The 20,801-nt window shown below is 71.1% G+C and carries 17 protein-coding genes; 11 read left to right on the forward strand and 6 right to left on the reverse strand.

The genetic code is table 11. The annotated features are described in order from the left end of the window. Positions 1-37: 37 nt before the first annotated feature. On the reverse strand, positions 38-232 hold the full coding sequence (locus ACWJI7_RS00180) for a hypothetical protein (RefSeq protein ID WP_479934294.1): 195 nt from the start codon (positions 230-232) through the stop codon (positions 38-40). A gap of 254 nt (positions 233-486) precedes the next feature. Here ACWJI7_RS00180 and ACWJI7_RS00185 point away from each other — a divergent pair, with 254 nt between their 5' ends. Both ACWJI7_RS00185 and ACWJI7_RS00190 read left to right on the forward strand, forming a co-directional pair. Beyond that, positions 487-1,674 (forward strand): metallophosphoesterase family protein, encoded by a 1,188-nt coding sequence (locus tag ACWJI7_RS00185; RefSeq protein ID WP_479934296.1) that lies wholly within the window; start codon positions 487-489, stop codon positions 1,672-1,674. Between the two features lie 5 nt (positions 1,675-1,679). Continuing rightward, positions 1,680-4,460, forward strand: a complete 2,781-nt coding sequence (locus tag ACWJI7_RS00190) for an AAA family ATPase (RefSeq protein ID WP_479934298.1) — start codon at positions 1,680-1,682, stop codon at positions 4,458-4,460. Between the two features lie 4 nt (positions 4,461-4,464). On the opposite strand, the gene ACWJI7_RS00195 is transcribed toward ACWJI7_RS00190, so the two are convergent. Then, positions 4,465-5,448, reverse strand: coding sequence for a GGDEF domain-containing protein (locus tag ACWJI7_RS00195; protein WP_479934300.1), 984 nt, complete (start codon positions 5,446-5,448; stop codon positions 4,465-4,467). Positions 5,449-5,562: 114 nt separating this feature from the next. Here ACWJI7_RS00195 and ACWJI7_RS00200 point away from each other — a divergent pair, with 114 nt between their 5' ends. Continuing rightward, positions 5,563-6,015 carry a heavy metal-responsive transcriptional regulator gene (locus ACWJI7_RS00200; protein ID WP_479934302.1) on the forward strand — a complete coding sequence of 151 codons (453 nt, stop codon included), beginning with the start codon at positions 5,563-5,565 and terminating at the stop codon, positions 6,013-6,015. Between the two features lie 15 nt (positions 6,016-6,030). On the opposite strand, the gene ACWJI7_RS00205 is transcribed toward ACWJI7_RS00200, so the two are convergent. Beyond that, the gene (locus ACWJI7_RS00205; protein WP_479934303.1) at positions 6,031-7,305 is read right to left on the reverse strand and encodes a PQQ-dependent sugar dehydrogenase; all 1,275 of its coding nucleotides are present in this window, start codon (positions 7,303-7,305) and stop codon (positions 6,031-6,033) included. 121 nt (positions 7,306-7,426) lie between these two features. On the opposite strand from ACWJI7_RS00205, the gene ACWJI7_RS00210 reads away from it, so the two are divergent. From ACWJI7_RS00210 to ACWJI7_RS00225, 4 genes are read left to right on the forward strand one after another with little or no spacing between them, the layout of a single operon-like run. Further along, complete coding sequence (locus ACWJI7_RS00210; RefSeq protein ID WP_479934305.1) at positions 7,427-8,053, forward strand: succinate dehydrogenase cytochrome b subunit; 627 nt, start codon at positions 7,427-7,429, stop codon at positions 8,051-8,053. Between the two features lie 16 nt (positions 8,054-8,069). Beyond that, positions 8,070-9,980: a fumarate reductase/succinate dehydrogenase flavoprotein subunit gene (locus tag ACWJI7_RS00215; RefSeq protein ID WP_479934307.1), complete on the forward strand. Its 1,911-nt coding sequence runs from the start codon at positions 8,070-8,072 to the stop codon at positions 9,978-9,980. Further along, positions 9,977-10,729: a succinate dehydrogenase/fumarate reductase iron-sulfur subunit gene (locus tag ACWJI7_RS00220; protein WP_479934308.1), complete on the forward strand. Its 753-nt coding sequence runs from the start codon at positions 9,977-9,979 to the stop codon at positions 10,727-10,729. The genes ACWJI7_RS00215 and ACWJI7_RS00220 overlap by 4 nt, the downstream gene beginning before the upstream one ends. Before the next feature lie 50 nt (positions 10,730-10,779). Next, positions 10,780-12,306: a bifunctional orotidine-5'-phosphate decarboxylase/orotate phosphoribosyltransferase gene (locus tag ACWJI7_RS00225; RefSeq protein WP_479934309.1), complete on the forward strand. Its 1,527-nt coding sequence runs from the start codon at positions 10,780-10,782 to the stop codon at positions 12,304-12,306. 16 nt (positions 12,307-12,322) lie between these two features. Here ACWJI7_RS00225 and pyrC read toward each other — a convergent pair whose 3' ends face one another. Further along, on the reverse strand, positions 12,323-13,438 hold the full coding sequence (gene pyrC, locus ACWJI7_RS00230) for a dihydroorotase (protein ID WP_479934311.1): 1,116 nt from the start codon (positions 13,436-13,438) through the stop codon (positions 12,323-12,325). 55 nt (positions 13,439-13,493) lie between these two features. Continuing rightward, on the reverse strand, positions 13,494-14,831 hold the full coding sequence (locus ACWJI7_RS00235) for a TrkH family potassium uptake protein (protein WP_479935103.1): 1,338 nt from the start codon (positions 14,829-14,831) through the stop codon (positions 13,494-13,496). Between the two features lie 283 nt (positions 14,832-15,114). On the opposite strand from ACWJI7_RS00235, the gene ACWJI7_RS00240 reads away from it, so the two are divergent. From ACWJI7_RS00240 to ACWJI7_RS00255, 4 genes are read left to right on the forward strand one after another with little or no spacing between them, the layout of a single operon-like run. Continuing rightward, positions 15,115-16,185 (forward strand): amino acid ABC transporter substrate-binding protein, encoded by a 1,071-nt coding sequence (locus ACWJI7_RS00240; protein ID WP_479934313.1) that lies wholly within the window; start codon positions 15,115-15,117, stop codon positions 16,183-16,185. Positions 16,186-16,202: 17 nt separating this feature from the next. Continuing rightward, on the forward strand, positions 16,203-17,192 hold the full coding sequence (locus ACWJI7_RS00245; RefSeq protein WP_479934316.1) for an ABC transporter permease subunit: 990 nt from the start codon (positions 16,203-16,205) through the stop codon (positions 17,190-17,192). Continuing rightward, entirely contained in the window at positions 17,192-18,460 is a 1,269-nt protein-coding gene (locus tag ACWJI7_RS00250; RefSeq protein ID WP_479934318.1) for an amino acid ABC transporter permease, read from the forward strand. The genes ACWJI7_RS00245 and ACWJI7_RS00250 overlap by 1 nt, the downstream gene beginning before the upstream one ends. Positions 18,461-18,463: 3 nt before the next feature. Beyond that, positions 18,464-19,240 carry an amino acid ABC transporter ATP-binding protein gene (locus ACWJI7_RS00255; protein WP_479934320.1) on the forward strand — a complete coding sequence of 259 codons (777 nt, stop codon included), beginning with the start codon at positions 18,464-18,466 and terminating at the stop codon, positions 19,238-19,240. 6 nt (positions 19,241-19,246) lie between these two features. Here ACWJI7_RS00255 and ACWJI7_RS00260 read toward each other — a convergent pair whose 3' ends face one another. Then, on the reverse strand, positions 19,247-20,656 hold the full coding sequence (locus ACWJI7_RS00260; RefSeq protein WP_479934322.1) for a chromate transporter: 1,410 nt from the start codon (positions 20,654-20,656) through the stop codon (positions 19,247-19,249). Between the last annotated feature and the right edge of the window lie 145 nt (positions 20,657-20,801).

A 20,801-nucleotide genomic window follows, 5' to 3' on the forward strand; every position in this document is an offset into this window, starting at 1 on the left:
TGCCTTGATGGCCAGCCACTCTGATCCAGACCGGTGATCAGCGCCGGCCGAGCAGCTCTTCCCAGCTGGGGGCCACCGGGAGCTGGGGGCGGAGGGCCGAGGAACCGCGACGGTTGCGGCGGCGGCTCGACGGGCCAGGCTCCGGGGAGACGGACGCGCCGTGCTGGAGCCTGGAGGCGACCGGGACGACGGTGGACCGGCTGAACGTGGAACGGAAACGGGATCGGGTCATGGTGAAACGGGATCGGGGATATGAACGCGCACCGGCCTGGCACCCTTCCCAGATCGGGAGTCGCACGAGGTGCCCGGAGGAACGGGGGCCGGACCCGGGAAGCAGGGGGACGGCACGGTGCTGATGACGACGGACACGGAAAACAGCCGACGGGACAGCGTCCGGTGGGTGTTCGAAGTGCAAGCTTCTGTCGTACTTGATCAGCATAGAGCATCCCCACGGGGGTCTTACGGTTTCGTCACCACCGCCGCTCCATGATCCGGCTCCTCCACACCGCCGACTGGCAGATCGGCAAGCCCTACCGCTGGGTCCACGATCCCCTCAAACGCTTCCGGCTCCAGGAGGAGCGCATTCGGGCGATCGCCCGCCTCGGAGCCGTGGCCCGGCAGCGGCAGGCCGCCCTGGTCCTGGTCGCCGGTGATCTGTTCGATTCCCCCACCGTGCCGCCCTCCGCCGTGCTCGATGTGCTGGAGGCGATCGGCTCGATCGAGGTACCGCTGCTGGTCATCCCCGGCAACCACGACCATGGCGCCCCCGGCTCCCTCTGGCATCGGCAGGATCTGGAGCGGGAGCGCCGGCGCCGGGCGCCGAACCTCACCCTGCTGCTGAAGCGGGAGCCCCTGGAGCTGGATCAGGCTGTGCTGCTGCCCTGCCCCCTGCTGCGGCGCAGCGAGAGCGGCGATCCCACCGCCTGGATCCGCGCCCTCGACCTCGGTGCTCTCCCGGCCGCCAAACCCCGCCTGGTGCTCGCCCATGGCAGCGTGCACGGGTTCAGCGCCCGCGACTACGGCGGCGATCCTGAGGTCCGCGCATCCACCGGCAATCAGCTGGATCTGGCCCGTCTGCCGGCGGATGCGATCGATTACATCGCGCTGGGCGACTGGCACAACCTCAAACAGGTCTCGGAGCGGACCTGGTACAGCGGCACACCGGAGCCCGACCGCTTCGATCAGGGGGAAGGCAACCTGCGCGGTCAGGTGCTGCTGGTGGAGGCGGAGCGGGGGGGGCTGCCCCGGGTGGAGCCGGTCTCCACCGGCCGGCTCCGCTGGCACAACCGGCTCGTCCGCTTCGAGGGCGACGAGTCCCTCGATCGTCTGGAGAGCGACCTGGCCGCCCTGATCGGCGACCGGGTCTCCGCCGATCTGCTGCGGCTGGAGCTGAGCGGCAGCCTCAGCCTCTCCGCCCACCAGCGCTTCGATCAGCTCTGTGAGGCGCTGGGGCACCAGCTGCTGGAGCTGCGGCTGCGGGGACGCTGCGACCGGACCCCCCGAGATCAGGAGCTGGAGGCCCTCACCCGCCGGCCGGGAGACCCGTTGATCGCCCGGGTGGCGGGTGAACTGCAGGCGCGGCTGGTGGAGCGGGAGGAGGAGGGCGACGACGAGGCCGCCCGCATCGCCCGGCAGGCGCTCTGCGAGCTCTACGCCCTCACCATGGACGGCTGATCCCGATGCGCCTGTTGCACTGCCGACTGCGCCAGGTGCGTGTGCACGCTGATCTGGCGGTCGGGTTCGGCCCGGGACTCACCGTGATCGGAGGAGCGAACGAGGCCGGCAAGAGCACGCTGGTGGAAGCCCTGCACCGGGCCCTCTTCCTGAAGGCCTCCGCCACCGGAGCGCCAGTGGAGGCGCTCCGGTCCCGCCGGCACGCCGGTCACCCGGAGGTGGAGATCGGCTTCGCGGCCGCCGGCCAGAACTGGACGCTGCTCAAGCGCTTCAGCGGCGCCAGCGGCACCGTCGCCCTCACCGCCGCCAGCGGCGACCAGCTGCAGGGGGCCGCCGCGGAGGAGCGGCTGGCGCAGCTGCTGGGGGTGGGCGAGATGCTCGGTAGCCGCCAGGCCCAGTCGGTGCTGCCCAGCCGCTGGGCCCATCTCTGGGTGCTGCAGGGCGAAGCCGGTCGCGATCCCCTGCAGCGGGGCGGGGCCGCCTACGACCTGGCCACCCTGCTGCCGCTGCTGGAGCAGGAAGGGGGCGCCGCCCTGCAGTCCCCCCTCGACCAGGCCGTGGCGGCCGCCATCGAGACCAAGCTGGAGGAGAACCTCACCGGCAAGCGCGGCGACGTGCGTCGCAACGGACCCCTGGGGCTGGCGGAGCAGGAGCGGCAGGCCGCCGCCGCCGCCCTGGCCCAGGCCGAGGAACTCCGGGCCGCCTACGACGCCGCCAGCGAGGAGCTGGCCACCCTGGGCGAACGCCTCGCCCGGCTCCAGGACGAGGAGCTCCCGGCCCTGGAGGAACGCCGCGCCGCGGCGCTGGTCAGGGCCGAGAAGGCGCGGGCGCTGGAGGCCATTCTGGCGCTCCGGACCAGTGAGCTGATCCCCCTGCAGCTGCAGCTTGAGCGCCTGGAGGACGAGGCGGCCCAGCTGGAGGCCCTCGATGGGGCACTGCGGAGCGGGCGGGAACGCCTGGCGACCCTGGCGGGAGAGCGGAGCTCGGCGATGGCCACGATCGAGGCCGCCGCCGCCAGCCTGGAGAGCCTGGAGGCGGCGGGGCGGCTCCTGGAGGGGCAGCGGCACCGGCTGGAGCGCCGGGTCGAACTGGTTCAGGAGCTGCTCCGGCGCAGCCGCGACCGCCTGGACCGGGAGCGGCTGCTGCGCAGCTGGCGGGAGCTGGAGGTCGGCGAAGCGGCCATCGCGGCCCTGAACCGGCAGCTGGAGGCCCTGCCCCCCACCAGCCCCGCCCACCTCCGGCGGCTGCGGGAGCTGGATCAGGCGGTGCGGGATGGCCGCACCCGGCTGCAGGCCCTGGCGGTGGGGGTCGAACTGCTGCGCGCCGACCTGCCGGTGAGTCTCGAGGGCGAACCCCTGGCCCCCGGAGAGGAGCGTCGGCTGAGCCAGGCGGGTGAACTGCGGGTGGGGAATGGGGTGAGCCTGCGGGTCAGCCCGGGCGGGGGTGGGGCCCTGGAGGAGGTGCGGGCGGCCTTGGAGCTGGCGGAGGAGGCCCTGGAGCGGGGCCATCGGTTTCTGGGGGTGGAAAGCCTCGAGGCGGCCGAGGAGCAGCTGCGCCGGCGCGAGGCCCTGGAGCAGGAGCTGAAGGCGCGGCGCGGCGCCACGGCCCGCCCGGATCCGGCGGCGCTGCGGGGCGAGATCGAGGCGATCGAGGCGCGCCTGGAGCGCAGGGACGCCGCCCTCGAGGCGCAGGCCCCCGCCTGGGAGGAGCTGGAGCAGGACCCCGGCGGTGTCCCCCTGGGGCTGGAGGACCTGGGCGATCCAGGCACACCGGCGGAGCAGCTGGAGCGGGCGATGGTCCTCGAGCAGTGGCTCGGCGCGCTGCAGAACACCCTGGCCAGCCAGCGCAGCGTCCAGGCCGGCCACGACCGCCGGCGGCAGGCGATCGCCCGCACCCTGCAGGAGGGCCAAGCAGCCCTGGCCCAGCTGGAGCGGCAGCAGGCCGCCCTGGAGGCGGACCTGAGGGTGCGGGCCGAGCGCCGCCAGACCCTGCTGGCCGGCCACGGCGATCCCAGCACTGTGACGACGGCCCGGGACAGCATGCGGGAGCGGCTGGCCGTCTCCCGGCGGGAACTCGAGGCGCTGGCCCTCCAGCTGGTGCCCCTGCGGGACGGGGGAGAGGGAGCGGAGGAAAGCGCGATCTCGGCCAGCCTGGAACGGCTGCGCGGCGAGCTGCCGGAACTGCTGGAGCGCCAGGGCGCCGCCCGGCAGCGTTGCAGCACGATCAGCGCCGACGATCCCTACGGCGCCCTGGAGCAGGCCCGGGTCGCTCTCGAGGAAGCGGAGGCCACCCTGGCCCCGATCCAGCGGCGCCTGGAGGCGCTGCGCCTGCTGCGCCACCTGTTCGCGACGTTCCGCTCCGATCTCTCGCAGCGCTACACCGCGCCCCTGGCCGCGGCGATCAGCGACTACCTGGGGCCGCTGCTGGGTGAGGACCCGGAACCCCACTGTCAGCTCTCCTTTGACCAGGCCCAGGGTTTCAGCGGCCTGCGGCTGCGACGCGGCGGCAGCCTGCATGCCTTCGACGAACTGAGCGGAGGCATGCGGGAGCAGCTGGCGGCGGCCCTGCGGCTCTCGATGGCCGATGTGCTGCGCTCGGCCCATGACGGCTGCCTGCCGCTGGTGTTGGACGACGCCTTCACCCAGTCGGATCCCCAACGGCTGGAGGTGGTGCGGGGGATGCTGGAGGCGGCGGTGGCCCGGGGGCTTCAGGTGATTCTGCTCAGCTGTGATCCGGCGGCCTACTCCGCGCTCGAGGGCACCCGGGTGGAGATCCGCTCCGGCTGAGCCGTCAGGGGGCGAGCAGGCTGGCGATCTGGTTGCGGCCGTTGGTCTTGGCCAGATCCAGGGCCCGCTCCGCCCGCTGCACCAGATCGGGGAAGCCGCTGTCGGCATGGCCGAGGCAGCTGATTCCGCCACTGATCCGCAGGCGGTAGTCGGAATGGGCGAACACCCCGCCCATCCGGCCGGTGGCCACCCGCAGGTTCTCCGCGAGCCGCATCGCCCCTTCCGCGTCGGTGTCGACCAGCAGGATGGCGAACTCCTCGTCACCGAGCCGGGAAATGAAATCCTGCTCCCGCAGCAGGCTGCGGCAGAGGGTGCTGAAGTCGAGCAGCACCTGGTCGCCGGCGGGATGGCCCCAGCGGTTGTTGATCAGGCGGAAGTTGTCGATGTCGACGCAGAGCAGGGCCAGGGGCTCGCCGCGGCGACGGGCCCGCTCCACCTCCCGCTCCCCCACCGCGAAGCAGGCGGCCCGGTTGGCCAGGCCCGTCACCGGACAGAGGGAGGCCTCGCGGCGCAGTTCGATCTCCCGCATCACCAGGTCGCCCAGCAGCCGTAGCTGCGCGATCTGCTCCGCATCGAGCTGGCGGGGCTTGTGATCGATCACGCAGAGGCTGCCGAGATTGTGTCCTTCGGGTGAGCGCAGGGGCGCGCCGGCGTAGAAGCGGATATTCGGATCGCCCAGCACCAGCGGGTTGGCTCGGAAGCGCTCATCCTCCAGGGCATCCGGCACCACGAGCACATCGGAGCCGGCGATGGTATGGGCGCAGAAGGCCTGCTCCCGCGGAGCCTCGCTCCGGTCGATGCCCCGCTTGGCCAGGAACCATTCCCGGTCCTCGTCCACCAGCGAGATCAGGGCGATCGGCGTTTGGAAGATGCCAGCGGCCAGGTTGACGATCCGCTCGAAATGGTCGTCACCATCCTGGCCGACAAGCCCGTGGCGCTCGAGGTCACGCAGCCGCTCCTGTTCGTCGGTGGGGATGGGATAGGGCATGCCAGAGGTTCCTGCTGGGCGGGCGACCGGAAGCATCGCCGCAGCTCCCTTGGCTCAACTGTAGGAAGGCGAGCGCGGTCGTAATCTTCTGGTCGGCTCGCGGGTGCGGGGTCCATGGCCATCACTCAGGCGGTGACGAATGGCGGAAGGCTCAGCGGCGAGCTCACCCAGACCGTCATGAAGATCGGTGCCCTGGCTCGATGCTCAGGGCTACCGGTCAAGACCCTGCGCTACTACGAAGACCTGGGCCTGCTGCCCACCGTGGGCCGCAGCGACGGGGGCTACCGCCTGTTCGGTCCCGAGGCGCTGCGGCGGCTGGCCTTCATCCGCCGGCTCAAGGCCCTCGGCCTCAGCCTGGAGGAAATCCAGGCCAGCCTGGCGGTGCACGACCGGGGCCAGCTCCCCTGCGAGGAAATCCGCCAGCGGCTGGAGCACCAGATCGAGCGGGTGGATGAGCGCATGCTCGAACTGGCCCAGCTGCGGTCGGAGCTGCAGGAGCTGCTGAGCGGCTGGCGCAGCGACCCGCGGGCCGATGGGTCCGTGATCTGCCCCAATCTCAGGGTCTGAGGGAGTCGGCGGAGTTCAGGGCCGGGGAGGGGGGGCTGGGCCGGGCTCCAGCCGGATCAGCCGTCCGTCCGTGGCGCTGTCGGTGAGCACGTAGAGGAAGCCGTCCGGTCCTTCCCGCACGTCCCGCACCCGGGCCGAGATCGGCAGCGACTGCTGCTCCACCACCTGACCGGCCCCGTCCAGCCGCAGCCGGCGCACGTCGCGGGAGACCAGGCCACCGGCAAACAGCTGCCCCCGCCAGGCGCCCAGGCGGGCGGCGCTGGCCACCACCAGACCCGAGGGGGCGATGGCGGGAGTCCAGACGAGCCGGGGATCCTCCAGGCCGGGTGCTGACTGCCGCTCGGAGATGGGCGGGCCGCCGTACTCACGGCTGTGGGTGACCAGGGGCCAGCCAAAGTTGCCGCCGGCAGCCACCTGGTTGAGCTCGTCTCCGCCGCGGGCCCCGTGCTCACTGACCCAGACCTGGCGGCGGATCGGGTCGTAGGCCATCCCCTGGATGTTGCGATGGCCCAGACTCCAGACGGCTCCGGCCCCGGGGACGGCGCGGAAGGGATTGTCGGGGGGCAGGCTGCCGTCGTCGTTCAGGCGCAGGATCTTGCCCAGGTCACTGGAGGGGGTCTGGGCCTGGAGCCGGATCAGCTGGCCCGCCAGGGAGATCGGCGGGTTGCCGCCATCGCCGATCGACACCAGCAGGGTGCCGTCGGGTAACCAGAGCAGCCGCGAGCCGAAATGCTGGCCGCCCGGCTTGAGCGGTTGGACGGCATGGATCACCTCCAGGGCCTCGAGAGCCGTGCCGGCCGCGTTGAGGCGTGCCCGGGCCACACGGGTGTGGTTGGCCTCGGGCTCCCCCGCCGCGTAGGTGAGGTACACGAGGCGGTTCCGGTCGAAGCGCGGATGGAGCGCCACATCCAGCAACCCCCCCTGGCCGGCCGCCAGCACCGGGGGCACCCCGGAGATGGGCCGGGGATCGAGCACCCCCTGGCGCACCCGGCGGAGGCGACCCGGCCGCTCCGTGATCAGCAGATCCCCATCGGGGAGCCAGGCCACGGCCCAGGGGTGCTCCAGTCCCTCCACCAGCACCCGCTGGCGCAGCGCCACTCCCCCGGACTCGCCACCGCCGCTCTCGCTACCGGTCAGGGGCTCGGCCCGGGAGCAGCCGGCCAGAACCAGCCCACCGCCGCCCAGCAGGATCGCCACGACCACCGGTGCCAGCCGCCGCCGGGGGCAGCGCCCACCGGGCCGCCGGCTGGCCGCCGGGGGGGGCGTCCGGTGCGGACTCGAAAACGGCATCAGGGCAGGGGCGCAGCGGAACCGAGGCCGGCGAAACCGGTGCGGACCGGACGGCGGGGCCGTGTTCCTAGCATCGTGAGCTGGAAGGGCGGCGCCGCGGCGGCTGCCGGGTTGTGACGCGATGCTCCTGGCGATCCCGATCTCCGGTCTGCTGCTGATCCTGTTCCTCGGGGTCCATCTGCTCGGGGTGAGCCAGCTGCTGGTCGATCCGGCCGGCTTCGAGCGCAGCGCCAGCGCGCTCCATGGCAACCGCTGGCTGCCGCCGCTGGAGCTGGGGCTGGCCCTGGTGGCCCTGAGCCACCTGGCGCTCACCCTCCGCCGGGCCGTCCTCAACCGCCAGGCCCGCGGCCCGGTGGGCTACGGCCAGCTCCGCAGCCGCCGCCAGGCCCCCCTGGCCAGCCTGGCCTCCCGCAGCGCCCCCTGGAGCGGCGCCGTGCTGCTGCTGTTCCTGGCGGTGCACCTGGCCCAGCTGAGGCTGCAGCGGCCGCCGCCCGGGCTGGAGGCCGAGCTGCTTCGCTCCGCCCTCTCGGCCCCGTGGGCCCTGGCCCTCTATGTCCTGGCCGGAGTGGCCCTGGGGTTGCACCTGCTGCATGGGGCTGAGAGCGCCTTCCGCAGCCTCGGGGTGCTCGATTCCGGCAATGCCGCCCTGATCCGGGGCGCCGGCCGCCTGCTGGCCGCGGTGGTGGGAGGCGGCTTCGCCCTGCTCCCCGTCGCGGTGATGGTTTGGCCGGCGATCGGACGGCCTTGAGAGGGGAAGCTCGCCGATGACGCTCGATCCCCGGGTGCCTTCAGGGTCGATCGTCGAAGCCTGGAGCCGGCACCGCCGGGAGCTTCCCCTGATCAGCCCGGTGCGCAAGCGCGGGTTCCGCCTGCTGGTGGTCGGCAGCGGCCTGGCCGGTGCCTCGGCGGCGGCGACTCTGGCGGAGCAGGGCTACTCGGTGCGTCTGGTCACGTATCACGACAGCCCCCGCCGGGCCCATTCGGTGGCGGCCCAGGGGGGCATCAACGCCGCCCGGAACTATGCCAACGACGGCGACAGCGTCGAGCGGCTCTTCCGCGACACGGTGAAGGGGGGCGACTTCCGTGCCCGTGAGGCCGGCTGCCACCGCCTGGCGGAGATCAGCGGCGCGATCATCGACCAGTGCGTGGCCCAGGGGGTGCCGTTCGCCCGGGAGTACGGCGGCAGCCTGGCCAACCGCAGCTTCGGCGGCGCCCTGGTGAGCCGCACCTTCTACGCACGCGGCCAGACCGGCCAGCAACTGCTGGCCGGTGCCTACCAGGCCCTGATGCGCCAGGTGGCCGCCGGCCGGGTCGAACTCCTGCCCCACCGTGAGCTGGTGGAGCTGATCGTGCATGAGGGCGTGGCCCGCGGCGCCGTCTGCCGCCATCTGCACCGGGGTGAGCTCGAAGCGTTCACCGCCCATGCCGTGCTGCTGGCCAGCGGTGGGTACAGCAATGTGTATCACCGCTCTACCAACGCGGTGAAATCGAACGCCAGTGCCCTCTGGCGGGCGCACCGCCACGGAGCCCTGTTCGCCAATCCCTGTTTCACCCAGATCCATCCCACCTGCATCCCCAGCGGCGACCCCCACCAGAGCAAGCTGACGCTGATGAGCGAAAGCCTGCGCAACGACGGGCGCCTCTGGCTGCCGGCCCGGGCGGGCGACGGGCGTTCCCCCCAGGACATTCCGGAGGACGAACGCGACTATTTCCTGGAGCGCCAGTACCCCGCCTACGGCAACATGGTGCCCCGTGATGTGGCCTCCCGCCGGGTCCGGGAGCGCTGCCTCGCCGGCCACGGGGTGGGTGCGGACGGGCGCTCGGTCTATCTCGATTTCTCCGAGGCGATCGGCCGCGACGGCCTCGCCGCGATCGAGAGCCGCTACGGGAATCTCTTCGCCATGTACGAGCGCATCACGGGGCGGGACCCCAGCCACGAGCCGATGCGGATCTATCCGGCCCCCCATTACACGATGGGCGGCCTCTGGGTGGACTACAACCTGATGAGCACCCTGCCGGGGTTGTTCGTGCTCGGTGAGGCCAATTTTTCGGAGCACGGCGCCAACCGGCTCGGAGCCAGCGCCCTGATGCAGGGGCTGGCCGATGGGCTGTTCATCGCGCCGGCCACGGTCACCGGCTGGCTGGCGAGCCGCCTCCACCGGGAGCTCATGGACGACGCTCCCGCCTGCCGCGCGGCCGTGGACGCCGCCGCCCATCGCCAGGCGGAGCTGCTGGCCATCGGCGGCTCCCTCTCCAGCGCGGTGCTCCACCGGGAGCTGGGTCAGCTCCTGAACGACCATTGCGGCATCAGCCGCCACGCCGCGGGTCTGCGGACCGGCCTGGAGGCGGTGGCCGCCCTGCGGCAGCGGTTCCGGAGCGAACTGCTCGTGCCGGATCACGGCGACGGCCCCAATCCGGAACTGGAGAAGGCCCTCCGCCTGGAGGATTTCATCGAACTGGCCGATCTGATGCTGCGCGATGCCCTCGCCCGGGAGGAATCCTGCGGGGCCCACTTTCGCGAGGAGCACCAGAGCGAGCGGGGGGAAGCCCGCCGCGATGACGCCCGCTTCTCCCACATCGCAGCCTGGCGCTGGCGGCCGGACGGCGAACCCGATCGCCTGATCGAGCCCCTGCGCTTCGAGCAGACCGAACCGAGCCGGCGTGACTACCGATGAACGATCCATCCCCGCCGCCGCTCAGCCTGAGCCTGCGCATCTGGCGCCAGAGCACACCGGAGCGGGCCGGAGCCTTCCACACCTACCGCCTGAGTGATCTGAGCCCCGATCTCTCCCTGCTCGAAGCGCTCGACCGGCTCAACCAGGAGCTGCTGGAGCACGGGGAGCGGCCGGTTCACTTCGATCACGACTGCCGTGAAGGCATCTGCGGCTCCTGCGGCTTCCTGGTGAACGGCCAGGCCCACGGCCCCCAGCCGGGCACCACGGTCTGCCAGCTCTACCTGCGTCAGTTCCACCCGGGCGACACGCTCAGCCTGGAACCCTTCCGGGCCCGCGCCTTCCCGCTGATCCAGGACCTGACCGTGGACCGCTCGGCCTTCGATCGTCTGATCGCGGCGGGGGGCTTTGTGTCGGTCAACACGGGCGGTGCCCCGGAGGCCAATGCCCTGCCGGTGGGTCGGGAGCAGGCGGAGCTGGCCTTCGAGGCGGCCAGCTGCATCGGCTGCGGCGCCTGCGTGGCGGCCTGCCCGAACGCGGCCGCCAGCCTGTTCGTGGCCGCCAAGCTGGGCCACCTCGAGCACCTGCCCCAGGGCCGGCCCGAGGCGGAGCGGCGCGCTGGATCGATGCGGCAGGCGATGGAGGCGGAGGGCTTCGGCCACTGCGGCAACCAGCTCGAGTGTTCGGCCGTCTGCCCCAAGCAGATCCCGTCGGAGTGGATCAGCCGCATGAACCGCCGCCAGGGCCGGTGAGGCGGCGGGCCGGCACGGCTCGCTGCCATGCTGGCGGCAGGGCCGGGGCCATGAGCTTTTTCATCAAACTCACCGAGGCGATGGCGAGTCGCCAGTCGCTGCTGATCACCGGGCTGGATCCCAACCCGGAGATGCTGCAGACCTGGACGCGCCACAACCCCGGCAGCGGCTCGTTCCTGGCCCAGGCGCGGCGCTGGATCAAGGCGGTGATCGAAGCCACCTCCGACAACGTCTGCGCCTACAAACCCAGCCTCGGCTTCTACCAGGCCCTGGGGCCGATCGGCATCGAGCTGCTCAGGGAGGTGCGGGAGCTGGTGCCCCTCGAGCTGCCCCTGATCCTCGACGCGAAGCACGGCGACCTCAATTCCTCCTCCGCCCTCGCCCATTACCTGTTCCGCGAGCTGGGCGTCGACGCGGTGACCCTCTCCCCCCTGGCCGGCCAGGACATCGCCGCCCCGTTCCTGCTCTACCCGGACCGGGCCGTGGTGCTCACCTGCCACAGCTCCAACCCCGGTGCCCGGGTGGTGCAGCATCACCCCGACGAGGCCAACCCCCTTTACATGACGCTCGTGCGCGAGACCCAGCTCTGGGGCACGCCCGAACAGCTCCTGCTGGAGGTGGGCACCAGTGATCCCCAGGTCCTGGAGCGGGTGCGTCGGGCTGCGCCGGAGCGGTTCCTGATCCTGCGCAGCCTCTGGGGGGAGGAGGAACGGCTGGAGGCCCTGCTGCAGGCGGGCCTCACCTCCAGCGGCGACGGCCTGCTGCTGCCCCTGCCCCAGCACCTCCTGGTGGAGGAGGGCATGGCGGCGGACACCCGGGCCCTGCGGGAGCAGATCGAGCGGATGCGCTCCGGCTGGGATGGGGGCGGCTCCGACCGCTGCGATCTCTGGCTGCCGGCCCCGACGGCCCGGCCCGAGACGACCAGCCCGGATCAGCCGAATGGGTCAGCCCTGGCGGACCCCGAACCGGCCGGCGACAGTCTGGACGCGCTGATCACCGATCTGTTCGACATCGGTTGCCTGCTGTTCGGTGAGTACGTGCAGGCCTCCGGTGCCCTCTTCAATTACTACATCGACCTGCGCAAGATCATCTCCGATCCCAATCTCTTCCACCGGGTGCTGCATGCCTACGCCGGCAAGCTGGAGCGACTCTGCTTCGATCGCATCGCCGGCATTCCCTACGGATCGCTGCCCACGGCCACCGGCCTGTCGCTGCAATTGCACGTGCCGCTGATCTATCCACGCAAGGAGGTGAAGGCCCATGGTGCCCGCCGCCTGATCGAAGGGGATTTCGATGAGGGCGACACGGTAGTGGTGGTGGATGACATCCTGATCACCGGAGGCAGCGTGCTGGAGGGGATCGCCAAGCTGGAAACCTCCGGCCTGCTGGTGCAGGACGTGGTGGTGTTCATCGACCACGGCGGCAGCGCCTGCACCCGGCTCAACGACGCCGGCTACACCTGCCATCCCGTCGTCGGCATCGAGCGGATCACCTCGGTGCTGCTCAACGCCGGACGGTTGAGCCCGAGCCAGGCCGATCTGCTGGGGGCTGCAACGTCAGCCACACCCGTGTCCTGAGTCTACCTGGCGTCGCTTAGGGGCTCACCAGGCGCCAGGGCAGGGTCTCGCCAGCCTGGAACGGCACCAGGCTCTGGCACTCATCCCTGGCACCCAGCTCCAGGCGCTCGGGCACCCGCAGCGACTCCCGCCGCAGCTCCACCGTGCCGGTGTTGAGCGACAGGCCGTAGAAGCGGGGACCGAACTCGGAGGCGAAGGCCTCCAGCCGCTCCAGAGCCCCGTCCTGCTCGAACACCTGGGCGTAGCTCTCCAGGGCGTGGGGGGCGTTGAAGATGCCGGCGCAGCCGCAGGCCGATTCCTTGGCGCTGCGGGGGTGCGGGGCCGAATCGGTGCCCAGGAAGAACTTCGGGTTACCCGAGGTGGCCGCCCCGCGCAGGGCGATGCGGTGCAACTCCCGCTTGGCCACCGGCAGGCAGTAGGCATCGGGGCGCAGCCCACCCTGGAACATGGCGTTGCGGTTGATCTGCAGATGGTGTGGAGTGATCGTGGCCGCCACCTGCCCGGGCATCTGCCGCACGAAGTCCACGGCCTCGGCGGTGGTGATGTGCTCGAAAACCACCTTCAGGCCGGGGTGGCGCCCCACCAGGGGCTCGAGATGGCGCTCGATGAACACCGCCTCCCGATCGAAGATGTCCACCGCCGCGTCGGTGACCTCGCCGTGGATCAGCAGCGGCATGCCGATGCGCTCCAGCGTCTCGAGCACCGGGGCGATCCTGGCCAGGTCGCTGACCCCGGCCGCCGCATGGGTGGTGACGTGGGCCGGGTAGAGCTTGGCGGCGGTGAACACTCCCTCGGTGAAACCCCGCGCCAGCTCCGCCGGCTCGATCGTGTCAGTGAGGTAGGCCGTCATCAGCGGTGTGAAGGCCCCAGGGCCGCCCGCGCCCCCATCCCCCGCACTCTCCCCCTCCTTCTCGGGCCCGATCCCGGCGGCCACCGCGGCCAGGATCCGCTCCCGGTAGGCCCGAGCCGCCGCCACGGTGGTGATCGGCGGCACCAGGTTGGGCATCACGATCGCCCGCCGGAACTGCCGGGCCGTGGCCGGCGCCACCGCCCGCAGCAGGGCGCCGTCGCGCAGGTGCACATGCCAGTCATCGGGGCGGCGCAGGACGAGATGGCCTGAACGGGGCGGCATGGCTGGAGGGGCGCTGCCGGCCATCCTCCCCGCCCATGGGCCTTCGCCGATCAGCCTACAGATACAGGTCTTCGTGCTGATAGGAGATCCGCGGCCGCGGATGGCTGCCGAACAGGGCGGAGAGCAGCAGCAGGATGCCGATCCGGCCCACGAACATGCCCACCATCAGCACCAGCTGGCCCCAGCGGTTGAGCTGGGCCGTCACCCCCACGTCGAGCCCCACGGTGGCGAAGGCCGAGATGCAGGTGAACAGCTTCTCCTGGAAGCTGAACACCTGACCCTCCAGGTTGAGGGAGCGGTCGAACCCCAGCAGCAGGGCCATCAGCAGCACAAACAGAAGTGAGGAGAGGGTCACGCCGATCGCCCGCAGCACCACCTTGTCGGAAATGGTCCGGCGCCGGATCACCACCGTGTCCTCCCCCCGCAGGGTGGAGCGGGTGGCCGCCACCAGGGCCGCGAAGGTGGTGGTCTTGATGCCCCCGCCGGTGCCGCCGGGACTGGCGCCGATGAACATCAGCGTCATCATCAGCAACAGCCCCGCCTCCGAGATCGTGGCCACCGAGAGGGTCACGGTGTTGAATCCGGCGGTGCGGGCGCTCACCGACTGGAACAGCACCACCTGCAGCTCCTGCCACCACGGCAGGGGGGTGAACCCTGTGAAGCGGCTGACGTGCTCGGTGAACAGCAGCCCCACCGCACCGACCACCACCAGCACGAACGAGACCCGCACCACCAGCCGGGTGTGCAGGCAGAAGCTGCGGATCTGCTTGAACTTGAAGCGGTTCTGCCAGAGATCGTTGGTGACCCTGTAGCCGATTCCCCCCGCCACGATCATCACCATGATCACCAGATTCACCACCGGATTGGTCTGGTAGCGCATCAGGCTGTCGCTCCAGAGGGTGAAGCCGGCATTGTTGTAGGCGCTGATGCAGTGGAACAGCGAGGCCCAGAGGCGCACCATCGGCCGGTCGATGTCGCGGAAGCCGAGGGTGAACAGCACCGCGGTGCCCAGGCCAATCACCCAGGCGGCCGTGATCACGATGGAGTGGAAGGTGTTGCCGATGCCGCCGACTCCGAATTCATCCATGGCCCGGCCATGGTCGAGGCGGCGGCGGAGCCCCGAGCCCCCCTGCACGAAGCCCTGCAGGAAGGTGGTGATCGCCATCAGGCCCAGCCCGCCGGTGAGCATCAGGGCGGCCAGCAGCACCTGGCCGGCCCCGGTGAGGTCGCGGCCCACATCCACGATCGAGAGGCCGGTCACGGTGATGGCCGACACCACGGTGAACATGGCCTCCCAGAGGCCGACGCTCTCGGTCGAGAAGACGGGCAGGGCCATCAGCATCGTGCCGATGATGATCACCAATAACCCGGTGATCACCGTGAACTGGGGCACCGTGCGCCGGGAACGCCAACGCCGCAGGCGATCGAATTCGCGGCGCAGCGGCTTGGGGGTGTCGGAGCGGGTTCCGCTGGACGCCGGCTTGACGATGGGCCTCGAGGTGCCTGGCACCCATCCGTTCCGATGCGATCCCATTATCAGGATCCGCGGCTGTCCGCGCGGGGCCGCACCGCTGGCCTGTGGGCGGGTGGGGTGGTGGGCGTTGCGACCGGCACCCCCGTTCCGGAGCTGGCAAACTGCGGCCACTTCTCCCGCGGCCTCCGGCACCGCCCCCTTGATGATCCGTCCGCGTCGTCTGCTCGGCTCCCTCCCCCTGCTGCTCGCCCTGGTGGCCGGTGGCTGCGCTGACGAGGGCGGGGGCGGCGGCGGCGTGCAGAGCCAGAAGCTCACCACCATCCGGGGCCGCGACAAGCTGGTCTGCGGGGTGGACGGCAAGCTGCCCGGCTTCAGTTTTCTCGGCCCCGACGGCACCTACACCGGCCTGGACGCCGACACTTGCCGGGCCGTGGCCGCCGCGGTACTGGGGGATCCAAGCAAGGTGGAGTTCCGCGATCTGAACTCCAGTGAACGCTTCGCCGCCCTGGCCAGCGGCGAGGTGGACATGCTGGCCCGCAACACCACCATGACCCTCAGCCGTGACGCCGCCGGCGGCAACGGCATCTCCTTCGGTCCCACCACCTTCTATGACGGCCAGGGGATGATGGCCCCGGTGGCCAGCGGCATCACCACCCTGCAGGATCTCGCCGGCAAGCCGATCTGCGTTGAAAGCGGCACCACCACCGAGCTCAACCTGGCCGACCGGATGCGGGAGCAGGGGATCCCCTACACACCGCTGAAGTTCCAGACCGGCGACCAGACCTACGCCGCCTACCTGGGTGGCCGCTGTGTCGCCGTCACCAGTGATCGCTCCCAGCTAGCGGCGAAACGCAGCGGCTTTCCCCAGCCCGACGCCCACACCCTGCTGAGCGTGGTAATGAGCAAGGAACCGCTGACACCGGCCTCGATCAACGGCGATCCCGCCTGGGCCGATGCCATCCGCTGGACCGTCTTTTCCCTGTTTCAGGCCGAGGAGCTGGGGATCACCAAGGACAACGTGGCCGACAAACTGGCCGAGGCCAAAGCCAACACCAACCAGGCGGATCTGCGCCGTTTCCTCGGCGTCGAGGGTGACTTCGGCACCCAGCTGGGCCTGCCCTCCGATTTCGTCGTCCAGGCTGTCGGGGCAGTGGGCAACTACGGCGAGCTGTTCGAGCGCAATGTCGGCAGCGGCTCCCCGCTCAAGCTTGAGCGGGCCGAGAACCGGCTCTGGAGCGATGGCGGCCTGATCTACTCGCCGCCGTTCCGTTGACGCCCCGGTCCGGCCGTGTGACGAGCCCTACCCCCGTCATTCCCTGGTGGCGCAACCGTCGCATCCTGCCCTGGCTGGTGCAGGCGGTGGTGGGTCTGGTGCTGCTGGCAGTGATCGCCCTGCTGATGAGCAATCTGGTGCGAAACCTGGCCGCCGCCGGGCAACTGCTCAGCTGGCGCTGGCTGGGGCAGCCCGCCAGCTTCGACATCGCTGAAAGCCTGCTTCCGTTCGACGCGGCCATGCCCTACTGGCGGGCCCTGCTGGTGGGCCTGGTGAACAGTCTGCGGGCGATCCTGCTGGGCCTGGTGGGCGCCACCCTGCTCGGCACCGCCCTCGGCATGGCGGCCTTCAGCGGGAATGGGTTGCTGCGCCGGCTGGGGCGGGTCTACGTGGAGGTGATCCGCAACATCCCCCTGCTGCTGCAGCTGCTGTTCTGGTATTTCGTGGTATTCCTCTCGTTTCCGAACGGTGAGCAGGCCCTGCAGATGCCGGGGCTGGTGGTTTCCAAGTCGGGCCTGTACCTGGCCGGCTTCGGCCCGGGGATGGCCTGGCTGGGGCCCCAGCTGGTCAATGGCGTCTGGCAGGCCCCGGTGCGCTTCTCGGTGGAATTCGTCGCCCTGCTCACGGGCCTGATCACCTACACCGGAGCCTTCGTGGCGGAGGTGGTCCGCGGCGGGATCGCCGCCGTGCCACGGGGCCAATGGGAAGCCGCCACCTCGCTGGGTCTGCACTGGCGCTCGAGCATGCGCTGGGTGGTGCTTCCCCAGGCCCTGCGGGTGATCGTGCCCGGCCTCAACAGCCAGTACATCAGCCTCGCCAAAAATTCCTCCCTGGCCGTGGCCGTCGGCTACGCCGACTTCTATTCCGTGGCGGAAACCACCCTCAACCAGACCGGGAGGGCCTTCGAGGTGTTCCTGCTGCTGCTGGCCGCCTACCTGATCCTCGATCTGATCATCTCGGCGCTGATGAATGGGGTGAACCAGTGGGTTCAGATCCGAGAACGCTGATGACACCCTCCCGACCCCCCTCGCCGTCAGCCGGACCGCCGAGCCCCCGCGGGCGCCGGCCAGGCGCCGGCTGGCGGGCGGAACTGCGGCGGGAGCTGTTCGCAACCCGCCTCGATGGGGTGATCAGCCTGGTGCTGATCACCCTGATTCTGGCGGCGGCCTGGGGACTGATGGGCTGGGCCTTCGGCCGGGCCCAGTGGCTGGTGATCCAGGCCAACAGCACCCTGTTCGCCGTGGGGCGCTACCCCCTGCACCAGCAGTGGCGGCTCTGGCTGCTGGTGGCCCTGCTCGCCGGCACCACCGGCCTCAGCTGGGGGCTGCTGCGCGCCCACCCCCGCGCGGACCGCCGCGGCCGGCTCTGGCCACCCAACGATCGTGTCGCCGCGGTGGGGCTGGCCGCCCTGGCGGCCTGGCTGCCCGCCGCCCTGGGGCTGACCCTGGCGTTGCAGGGGCGCTGGTGGGGCATCACGGCCCTGCTGCTGGCCCTGCGCTGGGTCAGTGGACGCTGGGGGAGGCTCCTGCCGCCCCGGCCGTTGCGGCTGGTGCCCCTGCTCTGGCCCCTGCTCTACATCTTGGGGCTGACCCTGATCGGCGGGGGTCTGGGTCTGGAGCGGGTGCCGCCAGCCCAATGGGGCGGCCTGCTGCTCACCATGCTGATGGCCAGTTTCGCGATCCTGCTGAGCTTTCCGATCGGGGTGCTGGTGGCCCTCGGCCGGCGCAGCGACCTGCCCCTGCTGCGCTGGAGCTCGGTGCTCTACATCGAGTTCGTGCGGGGGGCGCCGCTGATCACCCTGCTCTTTCTCGGCCAGAACATTCTGGGCTACATGCTTCCGGGCGGCCTTGCCCCCGACCGGGTCTGGCGGGCGGCGTGGGTGCTCACCTTCTTCTGTGCGGCCTACCTGGCCGAGGCGGTCCGCGCCGGCCTGGCGGCGGTGCCGGCCGGCCAGCTGGAGGCGGCCCGCTCCCTGGGCCTCTCGATGCCCCAGGCCCTGCAGCGGGTGGTGCTCCCCCAGGCTCTGCGCATCGCCCTGCCCGCCAGTGTGGGGCAGTTCATCTCGCTCCTGCAGGACACCACGCTGCTCTCCCTGATCGGCCTGCTCGAACTGCTGGGCACCGCCCGGACCGTGATGGCCAATCCAGACTTCCTTGGCAGGAACGCCGAGGTGTATCTCACCCTGGCCGTGCTGTTCTGGTGCTGCTGCGCCGCCCTGGGCCTGGGCAGCCGCGCCCTCGAACGCCGCCTCGATCCCACCCACGCCCCCGCCTGATCGATGACCGCCTCCGCCTCCGCCAGCACCGCCTCCCGGGGAGCAGGCCCCTGGATGATCGAGGCAGCCGGCGTCCAGAAGTGGTATCCCAACGGCTTCCATGCCCTTCGGGGTGTGGATCTGCAGGTGGCGAAGGGGGAGGTGGTGGTGATCATGGGGCCCTCGGGCTCGGGCAAGAGCACGTTCATCCGCACCTTCAACGCCCTCGAGGACTTCCAGGAGGGCTCGATCCGGGTGGACGGGATCGCCCTCTCCAACGACCTGCGCCAGATCGACGCGATCCGCTGCGAAACCGGCATGGTCTTCCAGCAGTTCAACCTCTTCCCGCACCTCACCGTGCTGGAGAACCTCACCCTGGCACCAGTGCTGGTCCGCCGCCGCCGCCGCCAGGAGGTGGAGCGCGAGGCGATGGCCCTGCTGGATCGGGTCGGCATCGCCGAACAGGCGAGCAAGTATCCCGGCCAGCTCTCCGGCGGCCAGCAGCAGCGGGTGGCGATCGCCCGCTCCCTCTGCATGGACCCCCGCATCCTGCTGTTCGACGAACCCACCAGTGCCCTCGATCCGGAGATGGTGGGGGAGGTGCTCGATGTGATGCAGAGCCTGGCCGCCGATGGCATGACCATGGTGGTGGTGACCCACGAGGTGGGCTTCGCCCGCAAGGTGGCCCACCGCGTGGTGCTGATGGCGGAGGGGCAGATCGTGGAGGTGGCCCCGCCCGCCGAGTTCTTCACCAACCCGCAGCACGAGCGCAGCCGTCAGTTCCTTTCCCAGATCGGCTGAGGGCCCTCAGATCGGCCGGGTGCCGCCGGCCAGCAGCAGCCGGAGCCCCCCCAGCAGTGCCGCTACCCCGATCAGCCGCAGCACCGGCCAGCCCCAGCGAATCAGCGCCCAGCCGGAGGCCAGCATCACCGCCAGGGCGGCCAGATCGATGCCGCTGCCCAGACCGGGGGTGGGGCCGGCGGGCCAGAGCACATGCCCGGCGAAGAACACGGCCAGGTTGGCGATCACCCCCACCACGGCGGCGGTGATCGCCGTGAGCGGGGCACCCAGCCGCAGGTTCTCGCGGCTGGCCTCCACCAGCGGGCCGCCGGCCAGGATGAACAGGAAGGAGGGCAGAAAGGTGAACCAGGTCACCGTCACCGCGGCCACGGTGCCCAGCAGCAGGCTGCCGGAGCCGTTCCAGCCACCCATGAACCCCACGAACGTCACCACCATGATCAGGGGGCCTGGGGTGGTTTCACCCAGGGCGAGCCCGTCAATCATCTGGTCGGCGCTGAGCCAGCCCTGGAGTTCGACCGCCCCCTGGGCCACGTAGGGCAGAACCGCGTAGGCGCCCCCAAAGCTGAGTAAGGCCACCCGGGTGAAGAAGCGGGCCATCGTCGCCAGCAGACCGTCCCAGCCGCCCCAGGCGCTCAGGATCGCCAGCGGCACGGCCAGGGCCAGGACCGAGGCGATCAACGTCAGGGCCAGCCGGCGGCGGCTGAACCGGGCATGGGCGGGAGTGGGGGTGTCGTCGCCGTGCAGGGGTCCGATCGGCGCTGGCGCACCGGTGGGCGCGGGACGGGAACCACCGGGTGGGGCCAGAGCAGGGGAGTTGGCGGGGGCCGTGGGGTTGGAGGGGGCGTTGGCGGCCGGCCTGGGACGGAACAGGTGCGGTCGCACGCGGCCACCGATCCAGCCGACCAGGGCGGCCACGCCGATCAGGACGGGGAACGGCAGCCGGGCCAGCGTCAGGCCGAGGAAGGCGAGCACCGCCACGGCCGCCAGGGCGCCGTTGTGGAGCACCCGCTGGCCCAGCCGCCAGGCGGCCTGCATCACGATCGCCGTCACGGCGGGCTTGAGCGCCCAGAACACGGCGGCCAGCAGGGGGAGCTGCCCCCAGACCGCGTAGACGGCGCTGAGGGCGATGAGCAGCAGCAACGAGGGCAGGATGAACAGGCTGCCCGCCACCAGCCCCCCCGGCAGCCCGTGCATCAACCAACCGATATAGGTGGCCAGTTGCTGGGCCTCCGGCCCCGGCAGCACCATGGCGTAATTGAGGGCATGGAGGAAACGCCGCTCCGACAGCCAGCCGCGCCGCGCCACCACCTCGCTGTGCATCAGCGCCACCTGGCCGGCCGGTCCGCCGAAACTGATCAGACCCAGTACAAACCAGTAGCGCGCCGCCTGGCGGAAGGGCACCGGAGCTGCGCTCACCCAGGTTGACCGGCTGGAAGGCCCCCATGATGGCCGAGGTCAGCGGATGGATCCCGGCGATCGGTCGCATCGGCTACATGGAGGGCTGAGCTCGGGCCTCAGGATCCGCTAGTTGCCGGTTCGGGGTGATGCTCCATGCCCCGTT

The sequence above is a fragment of the Cryptocyanus atlanticus LEGE 06306 genome, assembly GCF_056633155.1.

Coding starts and splice junctions, on each gene's coding strand:
- ACWJI7_RS00180 (WP_479934294.1), bottom strand. CDS start 232: ATGACCCGATCCCGTTTCCGTTCCACGTTCAGCCGGTCCACCGTCGTC.
- ACWJI7_RS00185 (WP_479934296.1), top strand. CDS start 487: ATGATCCGGCTCCTCCACACCGCCGACTGGCAGATCGGCAAGCCCTAC.
- ACWJI7_RS00190 (WP_479934298.1), top strand. CDS start 1,680: ATGCGCCTGTTGCACTGCCGACTGCGCCAGGTGCGTGTGCACGCTGAT.
- ACWJI7_RS00195 (WP_479934300.1), bottom strand. CDS start 5,448: ATGCCCTATCCCATCCCCACCGACGAACAGGAGCGGCTGCGTGACCTC.
- ACWJI7_RS00200 (WP_479934302.1), top strand. CDS start 5,563: ATGGCCATCACTCAGGCGGTGACGAATGGCGGAAGGCTCAGCGGCGAG.
- ACWJI7_RS00205 (WP_479934303.1), bottom strand. CDS start 7,305: ATGCCGTTTTCGAGTCCGCACCGGACGCCCCCCCCGGCGGCCAGCCGG.
- ACWJI7_RS00210 (WP_479934305.1), top strand. CDS start 7,427: ATGCTCCTGGCGATCCCGATCTCCGGTCTGCTGCTGATCCTGTTCCTC.
- ACWJI7_RS00215 (WP_479934307.1), top strand. CDS start 8,070: ATGACGCTCGATCCCCGGGTGCCTTCAGGGTCGATCGTCGAAGCCTGG.
- ACWJI7_RS00220 (WP_479934308.1), top strand. CDS start 9,977: ATGAACGATCCATCCCCGCCGCCGCTCAGCCTGAGCCTGCGCATCTGG.
- ACWJI7_RS00225 (WP_479934309.1), top strand. CDS start 10,780: ATGAGCTTTTTCATCAAACTCACCGAGGCGATGGCGAGTCGCCAGTCG.
- pyrC (WP_479934311.1), bottom strand. CDS start 13,438: ATGCCGCCCCGTTCAGGCCATCTCGTCCTGCGCCGCCCCGATGACTGG.
- ACWJI7_RS00240 (WP_479934313.1), top strand. CDS start 15,115: ATGATCCGTCCGCGTCGTCTGCTCGGCTCCCTCCCCCTGCTGCTCGCC.
- ACWJI7_RS00250 (WP_479934318.1), top strand. CDS start 17,192: ATGACACCCTCCCGACCCCCCTCGCCGTCAGCCGGACCGCCGAGCCCC.
- ACWJI7_RS00255 (WP_479934320.1), top strand. CDS start 18,464: ATGACCGCCTCCGCCTCCGCCAGCACCGCCTCCCGGGGAGCAGGCCCC.